Origin of the sequence: Streptomyces omiyaensis (assembly GCF_014650895.1) — a bacterium.
Lineage (GTDB): Bacteria > Actinomycetota > Actinomycetes > Streptomycetales > Streptomycetaceae > Streptomyces > Streptomyces omiyaensis.
In genome coordinates this window covers 113,307-135,570 of the sequence record NZ_BMVV01000009.1, presented here as the reverse complement: position 1 = coordinate 135,570, position 22,264 = coordinate 113,307, and the positions used below count along the sequence as shown (strand labels likewise).

25 protein-coding genes are annotated in these 22,264 nt (G+C 73.7%); 10 read left to right on the top strand and 15 right to left on the bottom strand.

The genetic code is table 11. The annotated features are described in order from the left end of the window. Nucleotides 1-9: 9 nt before the first annotated feature. Together IE287_RS17370 and IE287_RS17365 are read left to right on the top strand one after the other, a co-directional pair. The gene (locus tag IE287_RS17370; protein WP_189849958.1) at nt 10-1,056 is read left to right on the top strand and encodes an ABC transporter ATP-binding protein; all 1,047 of its coding nucleotides are present in this window, start codon (nt 10-12) and stop codon (nt 1,054-1,056) included. Then, nucleotides 1,053-1,907, top strand: a complete 855-nt coding sequence (locus tag IE287_RS17365; protein ID WP_189849957.1) for an ABC transporter permease — start codon at nt 1,053-1,055, stop codon at nt 1,905-1,907. Before IE287_RS17370 ends, IE287_RS17365 begins: the two co-directional genes overlap by 4 nt. A gap of 31 nt (nt 1,908-1,938) precedes the next feature. On the opposite strand, the gene IE287_RS17360 is transcribed toward IE287_RS17365, so the two are convergent. After that, nucleotides 1,939-2,889, bottom strand: coding sequence for a helix-turn-helix transcriptional regulator (locus IE287_RS17360; RefSeq protein WP_189849956.1), 951 nt, complete (start codon nt 2,887-2,889; stop codon nt 1,939-1,941). A 39-nt stretch (nt 2,890-2,928) separates the two neighbouring features. Here IE287_RS17360 and IE287_RS17355 point away from each other — a divergent pair, with 39 nt between their 5' ends. After that, nucleotides 2,929-3,450 (top strand): hypothetical protein, encoded by a 522-nt coding sequence (locus IE287_RS17355; RefSeq protein ID WP_189849955.1) that lies wholly within the window; start codon nt 2,929-2,931, stop codon nt 3,448-3,450. Beyond that, on the top strand, nt 3,447-3,977 hold the full coding sequence (locus IE287_RS17350) for a hypothetical protein (RefSeq protein WP_189849954.1): 531 nt from the start codon (nt 3,447-3,449) through the stop codon (nt 3,975-3,977). The genes IE287_RS17355 and IE287_RS17350 overlap by 4 nt, the downstream gene beginning before the upstream one ends. 202 nt (nt 3,978-4,179) lie before the next feature. Here IE287_RS17350 and IE287_RS17345 read toward each other — a convergent pair whose 3' ends face one another. Beyond that, nucleotides 4,180-4,824 (bottom strand): NADPH-dependent F420 reductase, encoded by a 645-nt coding sequence (locus IE287_RS17345; RefSeq protein WP_189849953.1) that lies wholly within the window; start codon nt 4,822-4,824, stop codon nt 4,180-4,182. 73 nt (nt 4,825-4,897) lie between these two features. On the opposite strand from IE287_RS17345, the gene IE287_RS17340 reads away from it, so the two are divergent. The 3 genes from IE287_RS17340 to IE287_RS17330 all read left to right on the top strand — a co-directional run bounded on the left by IE287_RS17340 (nt 4,898) and on the right by IE287_RS17330 (nt 6,590). Beyond that, a complete protein-coding gene (locus tag IE287_RS17340) occupies nt 4,898-5,284 on the top strand; it encodes a winged helix-turn-helix transcriptional regulator (RefSeq protein WP_189849952.1) in 387 nt (128 codons plus the stop codon). 110 nt (nt 5,285-5,394) lie between these two features. Then, entirely contained in the window at nt 5,395-5,811 is a 417-nt protein-coding gene (locus tag IE287_RS17335) for a VOC family protein (protein ID WP_189849951.1), read from the top strand. A gap of 107 nt (nt 5,812-5,918) precedes the next feature. Beyond that, complete coding sequence (locus tag IE287_RS17330) at nt 5,919-6,590, top strand: LamG domain-containing protein (RefSeq protein WP_189849950.1); 672 nt, start codon at nt 5,919-5,921, stop codon at nt 6,588-6,590. Nucleotides 6,591-6,626: 36 nt separating this feature from the next. Here IE287_RS17330 and IE287_RS17325 read toward each other — a convergent pair whose 3' ends face one another. From IE287_RS17325 to IE287_RS17300, 6 genes are all read right to left on the bottom strand, one after another. After that, nucleotides 6,627-7,862, bottom strand: coding sequence for a hypothetical protein (locus IE287_RS17325; RefSeq protein ID WP_189849949.1), 1,236 nt, complete (start codon nt 7,860-7,862; stop codon nt 6,627-6,629). A 114-nt stretch (nt 7,863-7,976) separates the two neighbouring features. Beyond that, nucleotides 7,977-8,483 (bottom strand): hypothetical protein, encoded by a 507-nt coding sequence (locus IE287_RS17320; RefSeq protein WP_189849948.1) that lies wholly within the window; start codon nt 8,481-8,483, stop codon nt 7,977-7,979. Nucleotides 8,484-8,643: 160 nt separating this feature from the next. Then, a complete protein-coding gene (locus IE287_RS17315; protein ID WP_189849947.1) occupies nt 8,644-9,531 on the bottom strand; it encodes a hypothetical protein in 888 nt (295 codons plus the stop codon). A gap of 299 nt (nt 9,532-9,830) precedes the next feature. After that, a complete protein-coding gene (locus IE287_RS17310; RefSeq protein ID WP_229883537.1) occupies nt 9,831-10,094 on the bottom strand; it encodes a helix-turn-helix domain-containing protein in 264 nt (87 codons plus the stop codon). Nucleotides 10,095-10,394: 300 nt separating this feature from the next. Then, nucleotides 10,395-10,835 carry a VOC family protein gene (locus IE287_RS17305; RefSeq protein WP_189849946.1) on the bottom strand — a complete coding sequence of 147 codons (441 nt, stop codon included), beginning with the start codon at nt 10,833-10,835 and terminating at the stop codon, nt 10,395-10,397. 140 nt (nt 10,836-10,975) lie between these two features. Beyond that, complete coding sequence (locus tag IE287_RS17300) at nt 10,976-11,905, bottom strand: zinc-binding dehydrogenase (RefSeq protein ID WP_189849945.1); 930 nt, start codon at nt 11,903-11,905, stop codon at nt 10,976-10,978. An 88-nt stretch (nt 11,906-11,993) separates the two neighbouring features. Between IE287_RS17300 and IE287_RS17295 the strand changes: the two genes are divergently transcribed. After that, nucleotides 11,994-12,698 (top strand): TetR/AcrR family transcriptional regulator, encoded by a 705-nt coding sequence (locus IE287_RS17295; RefSeq protein WP_189849944.1) that lies wholly within the window; start codon nt 11,994-11,996, stop codon nt 12,696-12,698. Between the two features lie 56 nt (nt 12,699-12,754). On the opposite strand, the gene IE287_RS17290 is transcribed toward IE287_RS17295, so the two are convergent. Together IE287_RS17290 and IE287_RS17285 are read right to left on the bottom strand one after the other, a co-directional pair. Then, nucleotides 12,755-13,939, bottom strand: a complete 1,185-nt coding sequence (locus IE287_RS17290) for a PP2C family protein-serine/threonine phosphatase (RefSeq protein WP_189849943.1) — start codon at nt 13,937-13,939, stop codon at nt 12,755-12,757. A 215-nt stretch (nt 13,940-14,154) separates the two neighbouring features. Next, nucleotides 14,155-15,114, bottom strand: a complete 960-nt coding sequence (locus IE287_RS17285; RefSeq protein WP_189849942.1) for an SMP-30/gluconolactonase/LRE family protein — start codon at nt 15,112-15,114, stop codon at nt 14,155-14,157. Between the two features lie 106 nt (nt 15,115-15,220). On the opposite strand from IE287_RS17285, the gene IE287_RS17280 reads away from it, so the two are divergent. Then, complete coding sequence (locus tag IE287_RS17280) at nt 15,221-15,673, top strand: Lrp/AsnC family transcriptional regulator (RefSeq protein ID WP_189849941.1); 453 nt, start codon at nt 15,221-15,223, stop codon at nt 15,671-15,673. Next, entirely contained in the window at nt 15,670-16,119 is a 450-nt protein-coding gene (locus tag IE287_RS17275) for an HAD hydrolase-like protein (protein WP_189849940.1), read from the top strand. The genes IE287_RS17280 and IE287_RS17275 overlap by 4 nt, the downstream gene beginning before the upstream one ends. Before the next feature lie 489 nt (nt 16,120-16,608). Here the strand turns inward: IE287_RS17275 and IE287_RS17270 are convergent, their stop codons facing one another. From IE287_RS17270 to IE287_RS17250, 5 genes are all read right to left on the bottom strand, one after another. Continuing rightward, nucleotides 16,609-17,028, bottom strand: a complete 420-nt coding sequence (locus tag IE287_RS17270) for a subtilase-type protease inhibitor (RefSeq protein WP_189849939.1) — start codon at nt 17,026-17,028, stop codon at nt 16,609-16,611. A gap of 1,253 nt (nt 17,029-18,281) precedes the next feature. Next, on the bottom strand, nt 18,282-19,025 hold the full coding sequence (locus IE287_RS17265; RefSeq protein WP_189849938.1) for an amino acid ABC transporter ATP-binding protein: 744 nt from the start codon (nt 19,023-19,025) through the stop codon (nt 18,282-18,284). Further along, nucleotides 19,022-19,912 (bottom strand): amino acid ABC transporter permease, encoded by an 891-nt coding sequence (locus IE287_RS17260; RefSeq protein WP_189850108.1) that lies wholly within the window; start codon nt 19,910-19,912, stop codon nt 19,022-19,024. The genes IE287_RS17265 and IE287_RS17260 overlap by 4 nt, the downstream gene beginning before the upstream one ends. 118 nt (nt 19,913-20,030) lie before the next feature. Next, nucleotides 20,031-20,903 carry an ABC transporter substrate-binding protein gene (locus IE287_RS17255; protein ID WP_189849937.1) on the bottom strand — a complete coding sequence of 291 codons (873 nt, stop codon included), beginning with the start codon at nt 20,901-20,903 and terminating at the stop codon, nt 20,031-20,033. 214 nt (nt 20,904-21,117) lie between these two features. After that, on the bottom strand, nt 21,118-21,960 hold the full coding sequence (locus IE287_RS17250; RefSeq protein ID WP_189849936.1) for an SAM hydroxide adenosyltransferase: 843 nt from the start codon (nt 21,958-21,960) through the stop codon (nt 21,118-21,120). Between the last annotated feature and the right edge of the window lie 304 nt (nt 21,961-22,264).

Genomic DNA, 22,264 nt, shown 5'->3' with positions numbered 1-22,264 from the left:
GACCGGCCCATGAAGCTCCACGCCCGTGACCACGAGCCCGCCCGCACGGCCGCCGCCGCACCGCGGACCGGTCCCGACGACGCCGGGCTCGCCATCAGCACGCGCGGCCTGGTCAAGAGCTATCGCGGCCCGGACGGCACCACCACCGACGCGGTGCGCGGCCTGGACCTGGACGTGCGCCGCGGCGAGACCTTCGCCTTCCTCGGCCCCAACGGCGCGGGCAAGTCCACGACCATCGCGATGCTGTGCGCGCTGGCCCGCCCCACCTCCGGCCGCGCCACCGTGGCGGGCGCCGACGTCCTCGCCGAACCCGAGCGGGTCCGGCGCCGGGTCGGCCTGCTCTTCCAGCACAGCGCCCTCGACCCGGACCTGACGGCCGAGCAGAACCTCCGCGTCCACGCCCGCCTGTACGGGCTCCGCCGCGCCGAGGTCCGCCGGCGCACGGCCGAGGTGCTCGACCTGGCCGATCTGTCGGACCGGCGGCGCTCCCTCGTCCGCACCCTGTCGGGCGGCATGCGGCGGCGCCTGGAGATCGCCCGGCAGCTGCTGCACTCCCCCGGCGTCCTCTTCCTGGACGAGCCGACCACCGGCCTCGACCCGCACGCGCGCGCCCGCGTCTGGGAGCACCTGCACACCCTGCGGGACCGGCACGGCAGCACCCTCTTCGTCACCACCCACTACCTCGACGAGGCGGAGCACTGCGACCGCCTCGCCATCATCGACCGGGGCCGGCTGGTGGCGCAGGGCACCCCGCGGGGGGTGCGGGCCGAGATCGGCGACGACCGGGTGGTGCTGCGCACCGGCGACGACGCGGAGGCCCGCCGGGTCCTCGGCCCGCTCGTCCCGCCGGACCGGTCCGTCGCCGTGGACACCGACGGCCTGTGGCTGCGGCTGCCCGACGGCAGCGCCTGGATCCCCCGCCTCTGCGCGGCGCTGGAGGTCCACGGCATCGCCGTCCACTCCGCCTCCGCCACCCCGCCCACCCTCGACGACGTCTTCTTCCACCACACCGGCCGCAGCCTGGCCGGCCCGGAGCGGACGGGGGGCGGCCGGTGACGGCGCTCGTCCTGCCCGGAGCGGACGACACCGCCCCGGAGCGCACCGGCCGCCTCCGGCGCGAACTGCGCGCGGTCCACGCCCTGGTCCACCGCGACCTGCTCCGCCTCGCCTGCCAGCGCGTCCCCACCGCGCTGATGCTGCTCCACCCCGTGCTGTACCTGTTCATCCTGGGCGGCGGTCTCGCAGCGCTGATCCCCACGGCCTCGCTGGGCGTCGGCTACCGGACGTACCTCTTCCCCGGCATGCTGATGATGACGGTGCAGACCCCGGCCATCATGGTGGGCATCCGCCTGATCACGGACCGGCAGAGCGGCTATCTGCGCGAGCTCCTGATGGCCCCCGTGGGCCGCACCACCCTCCTGCTGGGAGGCTGCGCCGGCGGCACCCTGGTGGCCACGGTGCAGGGCGCCGTCCTCCTCGCGCTGGCCGGCACGGTCGGCCTGCCGTACGACCCGGTCCTGCTGGCCATGCTCCTGGGGGGCATGGCGCTCGCCTCCTTCGCCCTGACCGCGCTCTCCCTGGCCCTGGCGGTGGGCCTGCGGAGCCCGGAGACCTTCCACACGCTGCTCGGTCTGGTGATGATGCCGCTGCTCTTCCTCTCCGGCGGCTTCTTCCCCCTCACCTCGCTGCCCGGCTGGGCCCAGGCGCTGGCCGCCGCGAACCCCCTCGCCTACGGCGTGGACGTGCTGCGGCGCTCCATCGCCCTGCGGGTGCCGGACGGTGCGGCCGCCGGCTCGGTGGAATGGGCCGGCCGGCAGCCCCCGCTCCTCCTCGAAGCGGGGCTGCTCCTCGCCCTGGGCATCCTGGCCCTGCTGTGGGCGGCGCGCCGCTTCGGCCGCCCGGAGTGACCCGCAGGCCGCCGCGCGCGGCCGGTCCGGCTCACGCGTAGCGCTCGGCGAGGGCGCGGACGGTCGCGGCGACGCGGTCGCGGAGCTCCGCCGGGGCGAGGACCTCGGCCTCGGCGCCCAGGGCGAGGAAGGTGGCGTGGGCGTGGTCGGTGCTCTCCACGGGGAGGGTGGCGCGGGTCCAGCCGTCGGGTTCGGGGACACCCGTCTCGGCGAGGGCGCGGGCGGCGGCGCCGGTGAGCCCGGCGGCCGCGCGCGGGGAGATCCGCACGACGGCCTCGCCCTGGTGGAGCCGGGCGTGGAAGTCCCGCTGGCTCGCCCGCCAGTGGGTGGCGAGGTCGAAACCGGCCGGGACCTCCGCCTCCTCGTCGGTGACGGTGAGGTCGATGATCTGGTCGACGCGGTACGTCCGCGGGCCGGGCGCCGCGACCAGGTACCAGCGGCCCGCCTTGAGCACCAGGCCGTACGGGGCGAGCCGGCGGTCGACGTCGGTCGGCTCCTTCCAGCGGCGGTAGCGGACGGCGATCACCCGTCCCTCGCGGAGGGCCTCGGCGACCCGCGGCAGGAACGGGGCCTCGGTGTCCTCCGCGTACCAGCCGGGCGCGTCGATGTGGAAGCGGGCCCTGAGCCGGTCGACGTGCTCGCGGAGCGGGGCCGGCAGGGCGGCGCGCAGTTTCAGCTGGGCGTCGGCGAAGTGACCGCCGAGCCCGAGTTCGTCGGCGGCGGCGGGCAGTCCGGCAAGGACGAGCGCCTCGGCCTCGCGCGCGTACAGGCCGGTGAGCCGGGACCGGTGACCGGCGAGCAGCCGGTAGCCGCCGCGGTGCCCGGCGTCCCCGTACAGCGGCACACCGGCGGCGTGCAGCGCGTCGACGTCCCGGTAGACGGTGCGGACGGAGACCTCCAGCTCCCCGGCGAGCTCGGACGCGGTCATCCGGCCCCGGGTCTCCAGGAGGAGCAGGATCGACAGAAGACGGCTGGACTTCACTGACACACCGTGTCAGTGAAGTCCTCCTACAGTCCAGCCATGGCTTTCGCGGAGAAGAACCTCATCGTGCCGGAGCCCGTCGAGCTCGCCGGGCGGCACGTCAAGCGCTATCACGTCACCTCCGATCCGGACGGCATCGAGCCGGAGGTGGAGAAGGCGGCCTACGCCCTGCTCCCCGAGCTCCTGCCGGAGCCGGACGGCACGCCGGCCGCGAGCTTCGTCGTGCTCCACCGGGGCGGGGACACGGGCGCGTACCTCAACGTCTACAGCTGGGCGTGGGACAACGTGCTGCACTTCGCCGGCGCCGCGGCCGGTCAGCCCGCGCTCGACTGCCCCGACACCGACCCCGCCCGCTTCGTCCGGATCACCGGCACCGCCCGCGACCGCTCCTGGATCGGCTGCGTCTGGGAACTGGCCCCGCTGGAGCACGAGCGCGCGGCCTGGATCCGCCACGTGCTCGCCCCCGACGTGCCCGACCTGCCCGGTTACCTCGCGGATTCCCTCCGCACGGGCACGACGGGCACGACGGGCACGGCCGGGGACGGGAAGGTCCGCGGATGACCTCCCGGGGCTTCGACTTCCTCGTCGGCGACTGGACCGTCCGCAACCGCCGCCTCGCCGACTTCCTGGACGCGGACTCCGGCTGGGAGGAGTTCGAGGGGCACACCTCCGGCCGCCTCTTCTGGGACGGCCGGGCCCACGTCGACGAGATCGCCTTCCCGTCGAAGGGCTTCGCCGGTCTGACCCTGCGCCTGTTCGAACCGGAGACGGGCGAGTGGACCCTGAACTGGTCCAGCACCCGCACCGGCCGCCTCCTCCCCCCGGTGCGGGGACGTTTCGGCCCCGACGGCACGGGCGAGTTCCACGGGAACGACCACTGGGGCGACCGCGCGGTCCGCGTGCGGTTCCGCTGGTCGGACATCACCTCGGAGTCGGCCCGCTGGGAGCAGGCCTTCGCCCCGGAGGGCACGGAGGAGTGGGTGGTGAACTGGGTGATGGACTTCCGTCGCACGGCCCCCGCCGCCTCCGGCCCGGCCACGACCCCGGCGACCCCGGCGCCCCCGATGGCTCCGGCGGTCACCTCCTGATCCGCCCGCCGCCGGGGGACGGCGGGGACACCGGAGGCCCCCGGCGGGCGTGACGGTCGCGGCGGACGGGGGTCACCGCGACCGTCACGCCGGCCGGAGCCGGCACGAACAGCGTGACGAACGGGGGCGGCACGACGGCCTCGGTGGACGGGACCGGCACGGGCACCCCGACGGACCGGCGGCGGACGGGGGTCGCCGCCGGTCAGCCCGGGCCGGCCGCGTGGGCCAGCGGAGGGACGATCGCCTGGGCGTCCGCGCCCTCGCCGACCCACAGGCCGATGAAGAGCGCGGCCGTCGCCTCCAGGAGGCCCGCCCGGTCGAGGCCGCCGCCGGAGACGGGTGCGCAGCCCGCGTCCCGTACCAGCGTCCGGACGCGTGCCAGGGCGGTCTCGTCGTCGCCGCAGACCGGCACGGCCAGCGGCCGGCCGCCGAAGACCGGCGGCCGCATCCGCCACACGTCCTCGTGGCACAGGTTGAAGGCCTTCACCACGTGGGCGCCGGGCGCCGCGTCGGCGAGGCGCCGCGCGGCGGAGGGTCCCCCTTCCGTCAGGAGCCGGAAGCCGGGTCCGACCGGGTTCGAGCAGTCGACCAGCGTCCTCCCCACCAGCTCCGCCCGCAGTTCCCGGACGACGTCCGCGCCCGCCCCGAAGGGCAGCGCGACGAGCACCGCGTCGCCCGAGGCGGCGGCCCGCAGGCCACCGGAAGCGGCGCCGCCGCCGACGCGCCGGGCAAGCCGGGCGGCGGCCGCCTCGTCCCGCCCCCCGATGGTCACGTGGTGCCCGGCACTCGCCCAGTGGGTGGCGAGCGCGTCGGCCATGTTGCCCGTCCCGAGTACGCCGATCCTCATCGATTACCGCCTCTCCGACCGGATTTCGGTCCCGGACACGACGTTAGGCCGCGGCTCGGGCACCATTCGGTACGTGACCGCCGAACCGTTCCTCGCCGACTGCCGCGCCCGCCTCGCCTTCGACCTGCTTTCGCACACCTGGAACGCCGTGGTGCTCTGGGCCCTGCGCGACGGACCCCGCCGACCGGTCGAGCTCCGGGAGCGGATCGGCGGCATCAGTTCCAAGGTGCTCACCGAGACGCTGCGCAGGCTGGAGTTCAACGGGCTGGTCGACCGCCATGCCCGGCCCGGTTCTCCTCCGCGCGTCGACTACGGGCTCACCCCGCTGGGACGGACGCTGCTGGCGCCCATCGACGCGTTCGGCGCCTGGGCGTTCGAGCACGGCGACGAGGTCCTGGCCGCACAGGACGCGACCCGCCCTCCCGCCTCCGAGGAGCCCCGGCCGCATCCCGGGCCCTGACACCCACGTCAGCCGCGACGAGCCGGCAACGCCTGGCCACCCCGCCCCGCCCCAGCCCTGCCCGATGACCGCGGGTGGGCGGTCGCCTCCGTCTGCCCTACGCTCCCGGCATGATCGCCAAACTGCAGTGCGTGGTGCTGGACTGTCCGGACGTCGCGGTGCTCGCCCGGTTCTACCGGTCGCTCCTCGGCGGCGCGGTGGACCGGCCCGATCCCCGCTGGTCCCTCGACGACGACTGGTCGACGCTCCACACCGAGGGGGGTCTCGTCCTGGCCTTCCAGCGCGTCGCCGACCACCGCCCGCCCCGGTGGCCCGACCCCGCCCACCCCCAGCAGTTCCACCTGGACCTGGGCGTCGAGGACCTGGACGCCGCCCGGACGGAGGCCCTGGCCCTGGGGGCCGGGCTGCTCGACGGCGGCGACCCGGAGCGCGGCTGGAGCGTCCTCGCCGATCCGGCGGGGCACCCCTTCTGCCTGGTACGCGACGGAGGCGGCGGCACCGACGACGCGGAGGGCCTCCCCTCCTGACGAGTTCTCGCCAGGGAGCGCCTGGTTCCGCATGCGGGGCCGGGGGCGGGGGAGCCATCCGGGGACGGTGTCGTCCGATCCGTCGCCGCCTGCCCCGAGGAGCCCCCATGTCCCTGCCTCCCCTCCCCGGAGTCCCGGTCCTGACCGCCGACTTCGGCTCGTCGGCGCAGTGGGTCGCCGGACGGTCCTGGGCCTATCCCGGCGGCGGGCCGGTCAATCCGCTGGACAACAAGCTCGACCACCTGGTGGAGGACCCCGCGTTCAGCCGCTCCGGCGTCTTCCGCGCGCGCCGGCGGCGGGACGGGCTGTGGGACAGCGGACTGCTGACCACCGAGGGCAGCGCCCAGGGCTTCGAGGCGCGGGCCGGGGACGTGCTGGAGGCGCGGGTCCGGCTCCCGGAGGAGACCGGCGCCTGGCCCGCGATCTGGACCTGGCGGGACGGCGGGCAGGAGGTCGACGTCTTCGAGTACCACCCCGACAACCCCGACCTCCTGGAGCTCTCCAACCGGGTGCGGGGCACCCACCACTACTACCGCTCCCCCGCGATCCGCCCGGGCGGCCGGGTGGACCTGCGGACCGAGTTCGGCGCGCGGTCCGTCGTCTGGTGGGTGAACGGCACCAAGGTCTTCTCGGACGGACGCGGCGTGGGACGCGACTGGCACGCCTGCCTGATCGTCAACCTCTCGGTGTGCGCCGGCCGCTACCACCCCGCACCCGATCCGGGGACGAACGAGATGTCCTTCGAGGTCTCCGGCCTCCGCGTCTTCCGCCCCACCTGACCCCCGCGCGCACGAAGCGGGGGCGGACCGGAGGGTTCAGGTCATACCGGCCCGGATGTGGAGGTGGATGTAGTGGTCGTAGGGGTGGGCGGCCTTGAGGGAGAAGTTCGGGTGCGGCTTCTGGAACTCGCCGGTGAGGAAGCCGGGGTCGGCCGCGTACCACCGGTCGACAATGGTGGCCTGCTGCTCGATCCCGTACGCAGACCACGGCCGGCCGGGGTCGCCGCCCGGTTCGTAGGTGCTCTCGGTGACGCCCTGGCAGAAGTACGTGGTCGCCGGCCACCGCTTCGCCTGCCACACGTGCGTCAGTTCGTGTATCAGCATCTGACCGCGTTGGCGGTACTTCCCCCGGGGAGCCATCGGGTCGTCGAAGTGGTCTCCGAGATTGACCAGGTACGAGCCGCCCGCACCGGGGACGACGAACGCGCGGTCGTCCAGGCCGCTGATGTTGGTCAGGATGATCTGTTCGCGAGGGGGGAGGGTGGGTCCGAAGACCTTGACGGCGAAGGCCTCCTCCTCGGTCGACAGGGGCCGGTGGTCGACGAGGGCCTCGACGGCGACGCCTGCGGCCAGTGCCGGAACGATCGCGGCCGGGCCGAAGACGAGCAGCACCCCGGAGGCGATCGTCACGCCGACGGGCAGCCCCGGGAAAGGCCACGGTTCGTGTGCGGCCTCGCCGAGCCGGGAGCCGATGACCAGTGCCGCCGCCATGCCTCCGGATCCGGTCACGGCCGCCGCACCGACGAACTGGGCGACGGCCGTCGCGATGTCCCCCAGTGTCCCGAGGACCCCGGACACCTCCCATTCCTTGCGGACCGTGAGCCGGGCGTCGCGCGCGAAGGTGAGCCAGTTTTGCCGGACGGCTTCGTTGCGACCGTCCTCGGACCAGTTCCGCTGCCGGTCGCCCGGCGTGTCCGTGCCGAAGACGCGGCCTTGGTGCACGGCCAGGGCCCGGAAGCGGCCGCCGCCGCCCTCCACCGTGGGCTGGACGACGAAGGCGAACGACGGAAAGCCCGTGGCGCGCATGTGTCCGGTCGACGTGTAGGTGCCGTTGCTCCGCAGGACCATCTCGGCGCGCCCGCCGAGCGCCGTTCCGGTGGTGACCGGCTCGGCGAGCCTCACCTCACTCGGCACCGCGTCGAGGCGGCGCAGCACCTCGCGCGCGGAGACGGGGCGTTCGGCCCCGACGCCGTCGGCCACTTCACGGAGACTGACGATCCGCGGGGGTGCGTAGAGGTCGAATCGACGGACGCTCTGTTTCAGTGAGGTCATGGTGGACATCCCGATCGGTCAGGACGCACCCGGGAACACGGATCCCGGGTGGTGGGTGGGGGGTGGTGGGTGGTGAAGAGCAGGTGCTCGGTCCCCGGTCGTGGGCTCATGGACTCACGGACACGAGTGGGTGACGGTGTTGCTCCACAGGACACCGGTCAGATCGTTCCGGTCCCGTCGTCCGTCCGTCGCGGAGAAGTGCAACGCCAGGCCGGAGACGCACGGAATGCTCTGGCGCATCCGCAGCACGCCTCCCCCGTCGGAAGGCAGCTGGAAGGCGCGTTGGGCGAGTGCGTCGTCCACGACCCTGACGATCACCGTGGCGTTGCGGGCGAACCGCACGCCGTCGACGACGAAGACGGCGGCTCCTCCGGCACCCTCGACCCGCACCGTGATCTCGGGCCGTGGTGAGACCTGCGGTTCCGGGGGTGGTGGCGCCGGAGACGGCTGAGGCGCAACCACGATGTGCAGGCCGTCGAGGAGCGCGATGAGATGGCGTGTGGAGATCGGGGCCAGCATGTCGAGGCGCCGGACGAGCTGGCGTACGTTCCCGTCCGGTCGGTACTGCGGCAGGACGCCTCTGTCACGGGCACTGTGGATCGCCGTTCGCAGTCTGGGCATGGTCGGTCCATCCCGTCACTTCGATACGGATCAGTGGTAAGCGGCTGGTCGGGCTCGCTCCGAGCGTCGTGCGGACGCGAACGGCGCTCGGAGACGAGTCCGCGGGAGTCCCTCGGCCCCTTCCGGTGCCTCGAGTTCCCCTGGCCCTCGGGTTCCCGGCTCAACCCAGTCCGACGAGGACCAGGACCATGCCGGTCCCCGAGGCCAACGGTGTGAGGGCTTTCCCGAGCACCGCGCCGAACGCGGCCTCGCGGTCGGTCGCGGCCATCGTGTGGCCGGGCGTCGTCGCGGTCGTCAGCAGGTCACCGACATGGATCGGCTTCGACGAGGCGTCAGCCAGGCACCAGACCTTCCCGACGACGGCAACTGCCCTGCGGAGAACGTCTTTCTGCCCTGCGCCGGGCTTCCGACGGTCCAGAATGAGCGCCGGGACACGGTCGCCGGCCCCGGAGACCACACCTGCCACCCGGGGGTCGTACCCCTCCCTGCACGGTGCCAGAGCGCCTTCGTCGTCGAGGACGACGACCGTGCCGGGGTCGATCCCTGTGGTTCCCGCCTCCCTTTCCGCGACGTCGAACTGCTCCGCCACGTCCCCGCCGGTCAGGACCAGGTCACCGGAGACGCCCACGTCTCCCGTTACGAAGACGTCGCCGACGAAGAATCCGGCGTGCCCGCCGCTCCCTCTCTTCTCCGCATACAGCGCGGCACCCGTTCCCCCTTCGTTCGTCGCGAAAGCGGCAACTGCGGCGACATTCGTGGCGTTTGTAGCCGCATGTACGGCCTCACCGTTTTCGCTTTCTCCCCAGACGGCAGCACCGGCGGCATTACCCTTCACGAAGACATTGCCGAGGAAGAATCCGGCATGCCCCTTGTTGCCTTCCTTCTTCGCGAAGAGCGCGGCCCCGCCTCCGTCGGGATTGAGGCCGAATGCGGCGATGGCCGCGACGTCCGCCGCGTTGGTCACGGCGTGCACAGCTTCGCCGGTCGTATGGGTGCCCTTGATGGCGGGCACGCCCGGATCACTTGATTCGCCAACCAGATTCGCCATGGTGACTCCTTCGAGCGTACGACTCCGAACGCCCGCCTTCAACAGGGCTCGCGCCTCTTTTCACGGTCGATGAATGCTCAATAACGAGTCGCCGGCCGCTTGCTGCGAGCGAACAATTCCAAGGATAGGACGGGCTATTCGAGCGCGCATTCCGCTCTGCACGGTGGAAGATCGGCGGCCGCTCGGGGAATCCGTCGGCGCCGACACCGGCACAGCAGGCCCTTCTGCTCGCCATTTCTCCATTCCCACAGAAAAGTTGAAACGATGAACGAGAGGGAAACCATCAACTCCTTCTCAGATCAGCCGACTTCGGGGGCATCGGCCATGCGGTGGCCCACCTCGGGGGTCGTCGTGACGGCCGTTGGGGCGCCCAGTTCGCGGCGGCGGCCGATGGTGACGGTGACCGTGTCGATGCAGGGGTCGGCGTTCTCGTCCCACACCCGTTCCAGGAGGTCCTCGGCGCCGAGGAAGCCGGGGCCCGCGCGGAGCAGGTCCTCCGGGACGGCCAACTCCTCGACGGACAGCTCCGGTGGGCGCCCGTCACGCAGGACGGTCCGGCGCACCGGATCGAGTGCGAGACCGGCGGCGCGCAGGGTGCGGGGCCGGGCGACCGGGCGGCGACGAACTCGGCGAGCGTGCGGGCGTCCTCGACGCCCAGGGCCCCCATCGGGTCCGACCCTCGGGACCGGCCTCCGACGGTGTCGGCGAGCTCCTCGACCCTGCCCTGAAGCGCCTCCCGGAGAGCGGCGCGCGGACGGCTCCAGCGACAGGCGCGCGCCCACGGCCGGTGACCGTCGGGGAGGTCCGAACGGTCCGGACCGCACGGGCCGTACGGACCCGCACCGGCCGCCCGTGCGGGTCCGTCAGCCGATCCGTTCGGCCAGGGCGAGGAGGATGCCCGAAGGGCCGCGGAGGTAGCAGAGACGGTAGACGTCCTCGTACCGCGCCACCTCGCCGATCAGTTCGGCACCGTGGCCGCGCAGGCGGGAGACGGTGTCGTCGATGTCGTCGACGGCGAACATGACCCGGTGCAGACCCAGCGTGTTCGGCGGCGGGTTGCGCGGTCCGTCCGCGATCGCCGGGGGCGTGCGGTACTGCGCGAGCTCCAGCTTCCCGTGGCCGTCCGGGGTCCGCATCATCGCGATCTCGCTGCGCACCCCGTCGAGTCCGACGGCCTGGTCCGCGAAGAGGCCCTCGACCGGCATCCTGCCCTCGACCTCCATGCCCAGCTCGGCGAAGAAGGCGACGGCGGCGTCCAGGTCCTCGACGACGATGCCGACGTTGTCCATCCGCTGGAGCGTCATGCGGGTTCTCCCTCTGTTCGGTCCTGCTCTGCGTGGCACTTCGACGCCCCCGGTATACCGAGGACGGGACCGGCCGCCCCCTTCCGACACCCTGGGACGGGGCGGGAGTTCCCCGGCTGCGGCCGTCCCGCCCGCCCGGGTCAGGAGAAGGTCAGCACCGCCTTGCCGTGGAGGTGCCCCGCGCGCAGGGCGGCCACCGCGTCCGCGGCGGCGCTCCAGTCGCCCCGCCAGGCGATGCCGGGGTCCAGCGTCCCGTCCGCGACGCGGTGGGCGAGCCAGCCCAGATCGCGGCCGAGTCCCGCGCAGCCGAGCAGGAAGAACGTCACCAGGGTCCTGTCATGCCGCCCCTCGTCGCCGAAGAGCGCCCCGAAGGGGAAGGTCTCGCCGCTGCCCGCGGAGTGCCCGACGGCGACGAGGGTGCCGCCCTGGACGAGGGTCCCGTACGCCTCGACGAGCCGTGCCCCGCCGACCAGTTCGACCACTCCGTCCACGGGACGGCGGACCTCCTCCGGGGCGCCGACGACCTCGTGCGCGCCCAGGCGGCCCAGCAGGTCGCCGTGGGCGGCGGGATCGCCCGTGCAGGCCACGACGCGGGCCCCGGCGGCGCGGGCCAGCTGGACGGCGTAGCGGCCGACGCCGCCGGTCGCCCCGGTGACGAGGACGTCCCTGCCGAGCAGCGGGCCGATCCGGTGGAGCGCGCGCAGGGCCGTGGCGCCGGCGACGGGGACGGTCGCGAGCGCCGCGGGGTCGGCTCCGGCGGGTGCCGTCCCGATCAGCGCGGTGTCGACCGCCCGCAGTTCGGCCCAGGCCCCGTCGCCCCTCAGGGTCACCACGGGGGTTCCGGCGGCCGGTCCCGTGCCGTCGGCGGCGGGCCGCTCCACCACGCCCGCGGCGTCCCAGCCGAGGACCGCGCCCGCGGGGGCGGACTCCAGCCCGAAGGCGACCTCCCCCGCGTTGAGGGAGGTCGCGGTGACCCTGACGAGTGCCTGGTGGGGTGCGGGGCGGGGGTCGGGGGCGGTGCCGAGACGCAGGCCGCCGGGGGCGGCGGGGTCGACGAGAAGCGCGCGCATGGGGGTCCTCCATCGGACGTACCGTCAATGTGCCACTGAGTGGCACAAGCCTATAGGGGGCGTTCGCCGCTCCGATACAGTGGGCCCGATGACGGCCGAGATCCCCCCGGCGCTCCCGCTGCGCGAGCGCAAGAAACTGCGCACGCGGCAGACGCTGGTCGCCACCGCGCTCGAACTCTTCGGCGCCCACGGCTTCGACGGCGTGACCCTCGACGGGCTCTGCGAGGCGGCGGAGGTGTCGAAGCGGACCTTCTTCCGCTACTTCGCGAGCAAGGAGGACGTGGCGATGGCCCCCACCCAGGACCTCTGGGCGGCCTTCCTCGACCTCCTGGAGACCGGCCCGGCCGCGGGTCCCGCCCCCCGCCCTGCCGGAGGGCAGCCGGGAGGGAGGCCTGGAGCACAGCCGGAAGGGCGGCCGCTGCTCGGGCTCTTCGAGGACTGCCTCGCCGGGGCGATCGGCCGGATGCCGGCCGGCGGATGGACCGGGCGCGTCCTGGCCAGCCGCCGGCTCGCCGCCCGCACCCCGTCGATGGACGCCCACGGCCTCGCCTTCTGCGACCGCACCATCCGCGCCGCGCTGGTCGTGCTCGACCACCGCCTCGCCCTCGACGGCCCCGGCCGCCTGCGCGCCCGCCTGGCGCTCGACATGCTGGTCTCCGCGTTCCGGCAGGCCCTGGACGCCTGGGTGGCGCAGCCCTCCGGCCACACCCCCGAGGACCTGACGCGCCGCCTGCGCGCGGTCATGGCGGAACTGCCGCACGCGGTCGCGGCGAAGGCCGAACCGCGCGCCTGACGGCCCGGCGGCTCACCGGGCCGACGGACACGGGACACGAGCGTCGGCCCGGCGCCCTACTCCCCCGCCCCGTAACGGTCGGGGTGCCATTCGGCCAGCACGATGGTGGCGTCGTCGCGCAGCCGGTGGTCCTGGTGGTGCAGGAGGTCCCGCACGAGGCGCCGGAGCGCCTCGGGCGCGGGATCGCCGGCGCCGATCGCCCGGATCACCGTGTCGGTGAGGCGCACCTCGCCGAACAGGTCGCCCCGGGTGGACCGCGCCTCGGTGACCCCGTCGCTGTAGAGGAGGACGCGGTCGCCCGGCCGCAGTCGCACCGTGTGCACGGCGGGCGGGACCCGGGTGTGGAACCCCCAGCCGAGGGGCAGGTCCGGCTCGCGTTCGAGCATGCGCGGCAGGACCCGGCCGCCGCGGATCAGCAGCGGCGGCGGATGGGCGCAGTTGATCCAGGTCAGCGTTCCGTCACCGGTGTCCAGACGGGCGATGACCGCGGTCATGAGCCGGTCGGTGAACCACTCCTCCAGGATCCGGTCGATCGCCGGGACGATGTCCGCGAGGCCGCCGCCCGAGCGGCGGGTGGCGCGGCAGGCGGCGAGGCCGGCCGCGCTCGCCCCGCCGGAGGCGAGGTCGTGCCCCATCGAGTCCAGGAGCGTCAGGTGCAGGGCGCCGTCCCCGAAGCTGTGGTCGAAGGCGTCGCCTCCGATGTCGTACGCGGGCTCCAGCACCGCGGACGAGGTCGCGTGCGCGCTGCCGATGGTCCGCGGCGGGAGGAACGCCCACACCAGTTCGGCCTGCACCGTCATCGCCCGGCGGCGTTCGGCCTCGACCAGGGGGTCGTTGTGGGACGACTTGGAGACGAGCAGCAGCGCGACCAGTCCGGCCAGGGCCTCGCACCATCCGGCCAGTTCCTCGTCGACGACGGGGGCCGTGGCCTTCAGGACACCGAGGCGTTCGACTCCGTCGATCATCGGCACCCAGACCGTGCCGCCGTCCCGCGTGTGCTGCGTGCGCTCCAGCCGGTAGGCCAGGCCGGCCGGCGAGTCGTCGATGTCGAGCGCCTCCTCCCCGGCCCGGGAGGTGGGCAGCGCGAGCAGTCGCGCCTGCTGGAGGTCGGTCACGTACATCCGGACCTCCGTCAGGCCCATGCGCCGGCCGACCTCGTCCACGAGCCCGGCCAGGCCCGCTCCCGGTACCGAGCGGGAGCGGACGACCAGTTCCGCCAGAAGCTTCTCTCGCGACTCCATGCCTCGGCCTTCCGCGGGCTCGCGCCGGTCACGGGCCGCCGGACACCGAGCGTAGCGAGGGGCATCCCGGCGGGCGCGCATTGGACACGGCCGGGCGGGTCCTCGGGGGCGGTACCCGGCGGGTGTACCGAACGTCCCGGGCGGGGCGCTCCCCCTCCGCCCTCTCCCCTTCTCCCCTCCCTCTCCTCTCTACTTCTCGCCTCTCCCCCGCAAGGTCAGCGGGCGGCCGGGTCCAGCCAGGGCCGGCGTCCCGGTCCGGTGGGGTGGGTGCCGGTGACGCCCATGACCACGGAGTACAGGCTGGTCTCCGCGGTGATGAAGAGACGGTTCCGTTTGGCGCCGCCCCAGGAGATGTTGGAGACCGCCTCGGGGACGGCGAGGCGCCCGATCAGGGTGCCGTCGGGGTCGTAGCAGTGCACTCCGTCGTCCATCGCGGCGACCCAGAGCCGGCCGCCGTCGTCGAAGCGGAGGTTGTCGAAGCGGGCCTTCTCGCGGGGTGCGGCCTCGGCGAAGACCGTCCCCTCGGAGAGGGTGCCGTCGTCGCGCACGTCGAAGACGCGGATGAGGCCCGCGCGGGTGTCGGAGACGAAGAGCCGCCGCTCGTCGGGCGAGAAGACCAGCCCGTTCGGGGCACCGAAGCCGTCGGCGACCCGCCGGACCTCGCCCGTGGCCGGGTCGATCCGGTAGACGTTGTTCGCGCCGATCTCGCTCTCGGCGCGGTACCCCTCGTAGTCGCTGGTGATGCCGAAGTCGGGGTCGGAGAACCAGACGGAGCCGTCGGACTTCACGGTCGCGTCGTTCGGGCTGTTCAGGCGCTTTCCCCGCCAGCGGTCGGCCAGCACCGTGAGGGTGCCGTCGTGCTCGGTCCGGGTCACCCGGCGGTTGCCCTGCTCACAGGTGACCAGCCGCCCCTCGCGGTCCAGGGTGTTGCCGTTGGTGTGCCCGGCGGAGCGGCGGAAGACCGCGACCGCGCCGGTCTCCTCGTCCCAGCGCAGCATCCGGTCGTTCGGGATGTCGCTCCAGACCACCTGCCGCCAGGCCGGCACGTAGACCGGGCCCTCGGCCCAACGGCAGCCGGTGTGGAGGACCTCGAGCCCGTCGTCCCCGTTCATGCACCTGCCGGTGCGGAACCGCTCGTCCAGCATCTCGTACAGCTCCGGACGCCCGCCGCTCATGGTGACCCCTCCTCAAAAACCCAGCCCGTACCGAATGTGAATCGGTCTGCCGCGCATGTTGCAAGATGGGATACTGACTTCGCCAGTCGATTCCGAATGGAGAGTTGTGGATCACATCGATCGCGCGCTGCTGGCGCAGCTGCAGCAGGACGCCACCCAGCCCTACGCCGCGCTCGGTCAGGCCGTCGGCCTGTCCGCCGGCGCCGCCCACGAGCGGGTGCGGAAGCTGCGGGAGCGCGGCGTCATCCGGCGCACCGGCGTCGACGTCGACCCGGCCGCCGTGGGCAGCGCCGTCCTGGCGTACGTCATGGTCGACTCGACGTCCTGGATGGGCGATTCGGCACCCGCCTTCGCCGCGCTCCCCGAGGTCCTGGAGGCGCACGTCATCGCCGGCAGCGCCTCGGTGCTGGTGAAGGTCAGGACCGCGACCACCGAGCAGCTCCAGGACGTGCTGCGCCGCATCTACGCCATCGACGGGGTGAGCGGCACCCAGGCGACGGTGGTCCTGGAGACCTTCTTCGAGCGCCCGCTCTCCCCGCTGACCGGGGAGCGGCCGTGACCGCCCCCCGCTTCGCCGCCCGCCCCGGGGGCACGACGGGACCGGTGGAGCTCGTGATCTTCGACTGCGACGGCGTCCTCGTCGACACCGAACACCTCGCCGTGCGCCTCCAGATCGCGCTCGGAGCGGAGCTCGGCCGGCCGCTCACCGCCGACGAGGTGGTGGAGCGTTTCATCGGGCGGTCGAAGGAGGCGATCCTCGGGCAGCTCACCGAGCGGACCGCCGGTCTCTGGTGGAGCCCGCTCGTCCGGCGCCACCGGGAGGCGGTGGACCTCGGCCTCGACCCGGTGGACGGCCTGCCCGAGGCCCTCGCCGCCCTCACCGCCGTCTTCCACGACATGCGCGAACCGCCCGCCCTGCTCGCCGGGGTGTCTCGGGGCCGGGCGGAGGACCACGGTCAGGCGTCGCCGGCGGTCCGCGCCGCGGAGGCCCACGGTCCGACGTAGTCGACGGGCCGCGTCGTGCCGAGGCCCTCGTGCTGGAGCCGGTGGCAGTGGGCGAGGGTGCGGCCGGCGCAGTCCTCGTACGCGACGAGGAAGGCGACCGGGTCGACCGGGGCGCCGCCGGGGAGGCCGAGGGTGTCGTGCCGGACCGGGGGCGAGGCGGCGCCCGTCCCGGTGGGCGAGGAGCATCGGGGTGGTGTGCGGGTGGAACCGGTGGCTGTGCGCCGGCAGGGTCTCGTCGGTGCGGACGGTCCAGCGGCTCCACCGTGCCCAGGGGCGGGGCGGGGTCGGCCACCCGGGGGTCGACCGGGCCGTGGGCGGGGTCGCGGGTGAGGGCGCGTCCGGATCGGCCGGGGGCGTCGCGCCCGTGACAGGAGGAGAGGTCGCCGTCGCGTCCGGGCGGCTCACCGTGGCCCTACGAGGTGCCGGGACTTCCGGGAGCGGCGGGCGCCCCGCGCGGGAGCGTGGCGCGCCCGTCCGGGTCGGCGGACGTCAGAACGCGAAGACGCCGTTGCCGTTCAGCGTGGTGGACATGGCGCAGGAGTTGGAGAACGTGTGCTTCCAGGAGACGCGCTGCCCCTGCCACACGCCGTCGGCGGAGACGGTGACCGGGTCGTAGTGCAGGGGGCAGGCGCGGTCCGGCGCGGGAGCGGCCAGCAGGCCGTCGAGGGAGCCGGAGGCCGCGGCGAGCGCCGCGCAGGCGGCCTCGGGGTCGGGGTGGGTGCCCTGGGCGGTCGGCGCGCAGCTGAGGGTGGACGCCCGGACCACGGCGGCCTGCTCGTCGCCCTGGGCGACGGTGAGGACGAGGGCCGACGGGGCGTACAGGCTGTCCGGCCCGGCCTGTGCGACGCCGGCGGAGCCGGCGAGGACGAGGAGGGTGGAGGCGGCGACGGCAGCGATGCGATGACGCACGACGTGACTCTCTTTCGAAGAGAAGGTTCAACGCAAAATATTTTTGCGTCTTGGGGGTTGGACGCCGCAGATACTGTCGCAAACGAAAGTCGCCGCGCACTTCGGTGGCCTCTTTACGGACACGCGACCCGACACCCGGCAACCGAACGGTCGTTCCGGCTGTTCGGCGCGCCGGAGCCGCCCCTCGGACACGCCGGGACGGGTCCGCCGCCGGAGGGGCGCGGCCCGGAAACTCGGGCTTTCCCTTGCGGTCCGGCCTTCCTCGGTTCACCTTCCGTGCATCGATGATGACCGAATGCCACCGCCTTCCGATCGGTACGGTCGCGTGTCGACCATGGAGTACGGCGCCCGGATGGCGTACCGACTTGACGCCGTCGTGGGTGAGTTCGACCGTTTGCGGGCTGGGCCGGAGGGACGCCGGAGGCCGTGGTCGCGCCCCTCGGGCAGCGGCTGGGGCCGCCGCCCCTCTCCGCCGGGCTCCGCGACGGCCTTCCGGACCTGCTGCGGGACCTCTCTCGGGCGGGCCTGTGGCCCCTGTGGAGGCGGACTTCCGGGCGGCGACGGGGAGCGGACCGCCGCCGTGTGGCGAGGCGGTGCGCGGGAGTGGGGGCCGGTGCGCGCCTCGGAGTTCGGCGGACCACGGGAGGAGCGGCCGATCGACGCGACGCTCGCCCGGCTCGGCGTCGCCCCGTCCGGCCCCGGCGCGCCGGACCGCCGCGGCCTGTTCGCGGAAGCGGGCCTCGGCCGGGGGCGGAACGAGGAGCACTGGCGCCGGGCCGCGCTGGACGCGTCCGGCGCGGCCGGCACGACGCGTGGGACGCGGGCGAACGGGCCGCCTGCGCGGCGGAGGAAAGCGCGGCGGCCGAACGGACCCGCTCCCGACGGCTGCCCGGGGTTCCGGTGCCCCTCGACGGCGAGGAGATCATGGCCCTGCTCGGGACGGCCCCGGGCCGCGCGGTGGGAGCCGCGCTCCGCCACCTCCAGCAGCTCCGCCTCGCCCCCGGCCCCCGGTCCCGCCGAACGGCCGAGTCCGCGCTGCGCGCCTGGGCGGCGGCCCAGGGCCTGCCGTCGCCGCGGGGCGGCACCCCGGGCGGCGCCCGAGACGGCACCCGGGCCCCAGCGCCCCGCTCCGGGCCCGGTGTTCGAGACCGGCGGCGTCCACGGCCTTCGGGACCAGCGGTGTCCACGACCACGGACCCCGGCCCGGCGCTCGCCTCCGGCTCACGAGCGGCCTGATCGGCCGGACCGGGAACTCAGGCCCGGTCGAGTGCGCGGGCGAGGAAGCGGCGGGTGGCCTGTTCGCGCGGGGCGGTGAGGACCTGTTCCGCGGGGCCCTGCTCCACGATCACGCCGTTCTCCAGGAAGCAGACCCGGTCCGCGACGCGGCGGGCGAAGTCCATCTCGTGGGTGGCCATCAGGAGGGTGAGGCCGCGCTGTTTCAGGTCGGCGACGACGTCCAGGACCTCGCCGACGAGCTCGGGGTCGAGCGCGGAGGTGATCTCGTCGAAGAGCAGCAGCTCCGGCTCGGTGGCCAGGGCGCGGGCGATCGCGGCCCGCTGCTGCTGGCCGCCGGAGAGCCGGTCGGGGTGTTCGTGGGCCTTGTCGGCGAGTCCGAGGCGGGCCAGCAGCTCGTGGGCCGTGGCCTCGGCCTTCCCGCGCGGGACGCCGTGGACCCGGCGGGGGGCGAGCGTGATGTTGTCGATCACGCTGAGGTGCGGGAAGAGGTTGTACGCCTGGAAGACGATGCCGATCCGCCGGCGGGCCACGTCGGGGTCGAGGCGGGGGTCGGTCAGTTCGCTGTCGCCGAGGTGGACGGTGCCGTCGTCGACGACGTCGAGCAGGTCCACGCACCGCAGCAGGGTCGACTTGCCCGAGCCCGAACCGCCGATGAGGCAGACGACCTCGTGCTCGGCGACGTCCAGGTCGATCGAGCGCAGGACGAGCCGGGAGCCGTACCCCTTGCGCAGGCCGCGGATCCGCAGCAGCGGCCGGCTCATCGGGCCGCCTCCGCCCAGGTGCGCCGGTCGGTGCGGCGCTGGAGCCGGTCGGCGAAGCGGGTCAGGGGGATGGTGACCGCGATGAACAAGAGGGCCGCTCCCAGGTAGGGGGTGTAGTTGAAGTCGTAGTCCGCCTTGATCTGCGCGGCGCGCAGGGCCTCCAGCGGGCCGAGGACGGCGACGAGCGCCGTGTCCTTCTGGAGGGCGATGAAGTCGTTGAGCAGCGGCGGGAGTACGTTGCGGACCGCCTGCGGCAGGACCACGAACCGCAGGGTCTGCCGCTCGCCGAGGCCCAGGGCCCGGGCCGCGTTGCGCTGCGCGGGGTGGATCGAGTTCAGGCCCGCCCGGAACACCTCGGCGACGTAGGCGGTGTAGGAGAGGACCAGGGCGATCACGCCGAGGACCCACGGCTCGGAGGGCGTCCCCTGCAACTGCAGGGCCGGCAGTCCGAAACCGACCAGGAAGACCAGCAGCAGCGTCGGCACGCCGCGGAAGACGTCGACGTAGACGGTGGCGGCGAGCCGCAGCGGCTGGAGGCCGGGGGCCCGGGTCACGCGCACCAGGGCGATCAGCAGCCCCAGGACGAGGATGAGCACCTCGGCGACGAGGAACATCTGGACGTTGAGCCAGAATCCCCGGAGGAGTTCGGGGAAGGCGGCGCGCAGTTCGGCGCCGTCGAAGAACAGGCTGTCGACCCGCTCCCAGCCCGGCGAGGCGACCGCGGCCGCCCCCAGGGCCAGCAGGGCGGCGAGGGTGCAGAGGGTGGAGACCCAGGTGTGGCGGCGCTTGCGGGCGCGGCGGTACCGCTGCCGCGCCCGCTCGTGGTCGCTGGGCCGGTAGGGGAGGTCGGCGCCGTCCGGCGACGCGGCCGGGCGGGCCGGCGGGATCGGGGCTGCGGGCACGGCCGGGCCGGACTCCGCGGCCGGGCCGGACTCCGCGGCCGGGCCGGGCTGCGCGGTCGGGTCGGGCTGCGGGGTCGTCTTGCTGATGTCCACGAGCGGCCCGTCAGCGCTTCAGCTCGGGAACGTTCGCCGAGGCGGAGAGCCACTGCCGCGTGAGCCGGGCGAGCGTGCCGTCGGCCTTGAGGGCGGCGAGCGCCCGGTTCACGCACGGGGTGTATCCGCTGTTCTTCGGCAGGAGCAGCCCGAACTCCTCCGGGGTGCCGCCCGCGTAGCCGAACTGGCCGACGATCTCGCCGTTGTCGAGCTCCGCGCCGGCCAGGTAGAAGACGGTGGGCAGGTCGGTGACGATCGCGTCGATCTGACCGTTCCTCAGCGCGGTGACCTCGTCCTTGGTGGTGCTGAAGACGTGGGGCAGGCGCGTGGGCGCGATCTGCTCCAGGACGGCCTGGTAGCTGGTGGTGGCCACCTGCACGCCGATCCTGGCGTCCTTGAAGGCGCCGAGGGAGGTGGCCTTCGCGAATGCGGATCCTTCCAGGGTCAGAATGGCCTGGTTGGCCGTGTAGTAACTGGTCGAGAAATCGACCGCTTTCGCGCGCTGCGGGGTGATGGAGATCTGGTTGATGTCGAAGTCGAAGGACTTCGCTCCGGGCGCGTAGGAATGGGCGAAAGGTTCGATGACCCATTCCACCTGGTCGCGCTCGAAGCCCAGCTTCCCGGCCACCGCGTAGGCCACCGCGCTTTCGAATCCCTTTCCGTTGGAGGGCTTGTTGTCGGAGAACCACGGTTCGTAGGCGGGGGAATCGGTCGCGACGGTCAGCCGGCCGCGCTGGTGCAGGCTGGAGCTCTCGCTCGTGCAGTCGAGGGCCTTCCGGGAGCCCGCCGCCGGGTCGCTCTGCGGCTGGGGCGCGCAGCCGACGGCGGCCAGCGCGAAGGCGAGGGCGGCGGAAATCGCCAGGGAAATGCGGGTACGGGACATCGGAGGTCCTTCGGAGAAGTCCGGGAGAAGTGCAGGAGGAGAGGAGAGGCTGGTGGTATGCGCTCAGCGACACAGGTCGGCGGCACAGCGCACGTGGTCCACGTGGCGGCGGCGTACCAGCGGGAGGGTTCCGGACATACTTTTCAGTATTCCGGTTCGCGGAGACCGGCGTCCATCCCGAAGTCCGCAGCCCGGGTAACGCATTGATAACATGTCAGCTGGTGAGATGAAACACCCGGTCGCCCTGGTTCAGACCGAATACCTCGGCCGCCGAACCACCCCGCACGACCAGTTCGGCGAATCCGATGCCGGAACTTCCGACGGTGATTCCGGGTTCGCCGAGGGGGACGTCGGGGAGCCGGTCGTAACAGCGCACCTCGACGTCGCGCCCGTCGAGCCGGTTGCGGACGAACAGACTCTTCGCCCCTTCGCGGCCGGGAAGTTCGGCGGCCGGCCGGTCCAGCTTGCAGTTGCCGAAGTTGTCCACGACGGCGACCCTCACCTCGTCCGCCGCGGCCTCCGGGTGCACCGGTGCCGGCCGCGCGGGCACCGGGCGGCCGTCCGCCAGCCAGCGGGCGAGCAGGGGCACGTACCAGAGGCTCCGGAACTGGGTGCGCACCATCTCCTCGACCTCGGCCGCCGACAGCTCCGCCCAGTCTCCGGCGGCGGTCTCCAGCACCTCTCGCACATCGGTGACCTGCACCTCCGTCAGTCCCAGATAGGTGGCCAGCGGGGCGAGCACGCGCCGGTTCAGGGTGCTGATGACCAGGTGTTCCCCGTACCGGAAGAAGCAGAAGGGCACGCCGTTGGGCCAGTGTCCGTCCCTGGGAGCGATGTTGACGAGGACCGTCACCGGAAGGGTCGGCCCGCCGATCAGGTCCGTGGAGCGCAGCAGGTCGAGCAGGGTGAGGGCGGCGGCGCCCTCCGGGTCCGGTCCCGTCAGCGGGAGGACGGTCGGCGTGGAGCCGAAGAGGGTGGCGATCCGGGTGGACTGCCGGGCCAGCGCGTTGGGGTCGGCGCAGTCGGTGAGGGAGACGACCGGAGGCAGGGTGGTCATGGCGGGTGCTCCGCCCTTCTGTCGAGTGGTGGGCCGGCGAGGGGACGCCGGAGGGGAACGGCTGTTTCGGGGGTGCGGCGGTTCGCCGGGGTACCGGGGTCCGGAGGGGTGCGGCGGGATCGGCGGGTATCGGCGGAGTTCGGCGGGTTCGTCGGCCGGTCCGGGACAACAAAAAACGGACCCTCCGTCTCCGGAGGGTCCGTCGCGTCCTGCGCGCACACGGCTTCGCTAGCGAAGCGCCTCCGGGGGCGGGGGCATCATTCGCATCATGGCGAGGGTGGCGGTGTGCTGCATGGGGTGGACG

Coding starts and splice junctions, on each gene's coding strand:
- IE287_RS17285 (WP_189849942.1), bottom strand. CDS start 15,114: ATGAGCGGCGGGCGTCCGGAGCTGTACGAGATGCTGGACGAGCGGTTC.
- IE287_RS17345 (WP_189849953.1), bottom strand. CDS start 4,824: ATGAGGATCGGCGTACTCGGGACGGGCAACATGGCCGACGCGCTCGCC.
- IE287_RS17250 (WP_189849936.1), bottom strand. CDS start 21,960: ATGACCACCCTGCCTCCGGTCGTCTCCCTCACCGACTGCGCCGACCCC.
- IE287_RS17305 (WP_189849946.1), bottom strand. CDS start 10,835: ATGACGCTCCAGCGGATGGACAACGTCGGCATCGTCGTCGAGGACCTG.
- IE287_RS17320 (WP_189849948.1), bottom strand. CDS start 8,483: ATGCCCAGACTGCGAACGGCGATCCACAGTGCCCGTGACAGAGGCGTC.
- IE287_RS17370 (WP_189849958.1), top strand. CDS start 10: ATGAAGCTCCACGCCCGTGACCACGAGCCCGCCCGCACGGCCGCCGCC.
- IE287_RS17355 (WP_189849955.1), top strand. CDS start 2,929: ATGGCTTTCGCGGAGAAGAACCTCATCGTGCCGGAGCCCGTCGAGCTC.
- IE287_RS17335 (WP_189849951.1), top strand. CDS start 5,395: ATGATCGCCAAACTGCAGTGCGTGGTGCTGGACTGTCCGGACGTCGCG.
- IE287_RS17350 (WP_189849954.1), top strand. CDS start 3,447: ATGACCTCCCGGGGCTTCGACTTCCTCGTCGGCGACTGGACCGTCCGC.
- IE287_RS17265 (WP_189849938.1), bottom strand. CDS start 19,025: ATGAGCCGGCCGCTGCTGCGGATCCGCGGCCTGCGCAAGGGGTACGGC.
- IE287_RS17330 (WP_189849950.1), top strand. CDS start 5,919: ATGTCCCTGCCTCCCCTCCCCGGAGTCCCGGTCCTGACCGCCGACTTC.
- IE287_RS17325 (WP_189849949.1), bottom strand. CDS start 7,862: ATGACCTCACTGAAACAGAGCGTCCGTCGATTCGACCTCTACGCACCC.
- IE287_RS17255 (WP_189849937.1), bottom strand. CDS start 20,903: ATGTCCCGTACCCGCATTTCCCTGGCGATTTCCGCCGCCCTCGCCTTC.
- IE287_RS17295 (WP_189849944.1), top strand. CDS start 11,994: ATGACGGCCGAGATCCCCCCGGCGCTCCCGCTGCGCGAGCGCAAGAAA.
- IE287_RS17290 (WP_189849943.1), bottom strand. CDS start 13,939: ATGGAGTCGCGAGAGAAGCTTCTGGCGGAACTGGTCGTCCGCTCCCGC.
- IE287_RS17300 (WP_189849945.1), bottom strand. CDS start 11,905: ATGCGCGCGCTTCTCGTCGACCCCGCCGCCCCCGGCGGCCTGCGTCTC.
- IE287_RS17315 (WP_189849947.1), bottom strand. CDS start 9,531: ATGGCGAATCTGGTTGGCGAATCAAGTGATCCGGGCGTGCCCGCCATC.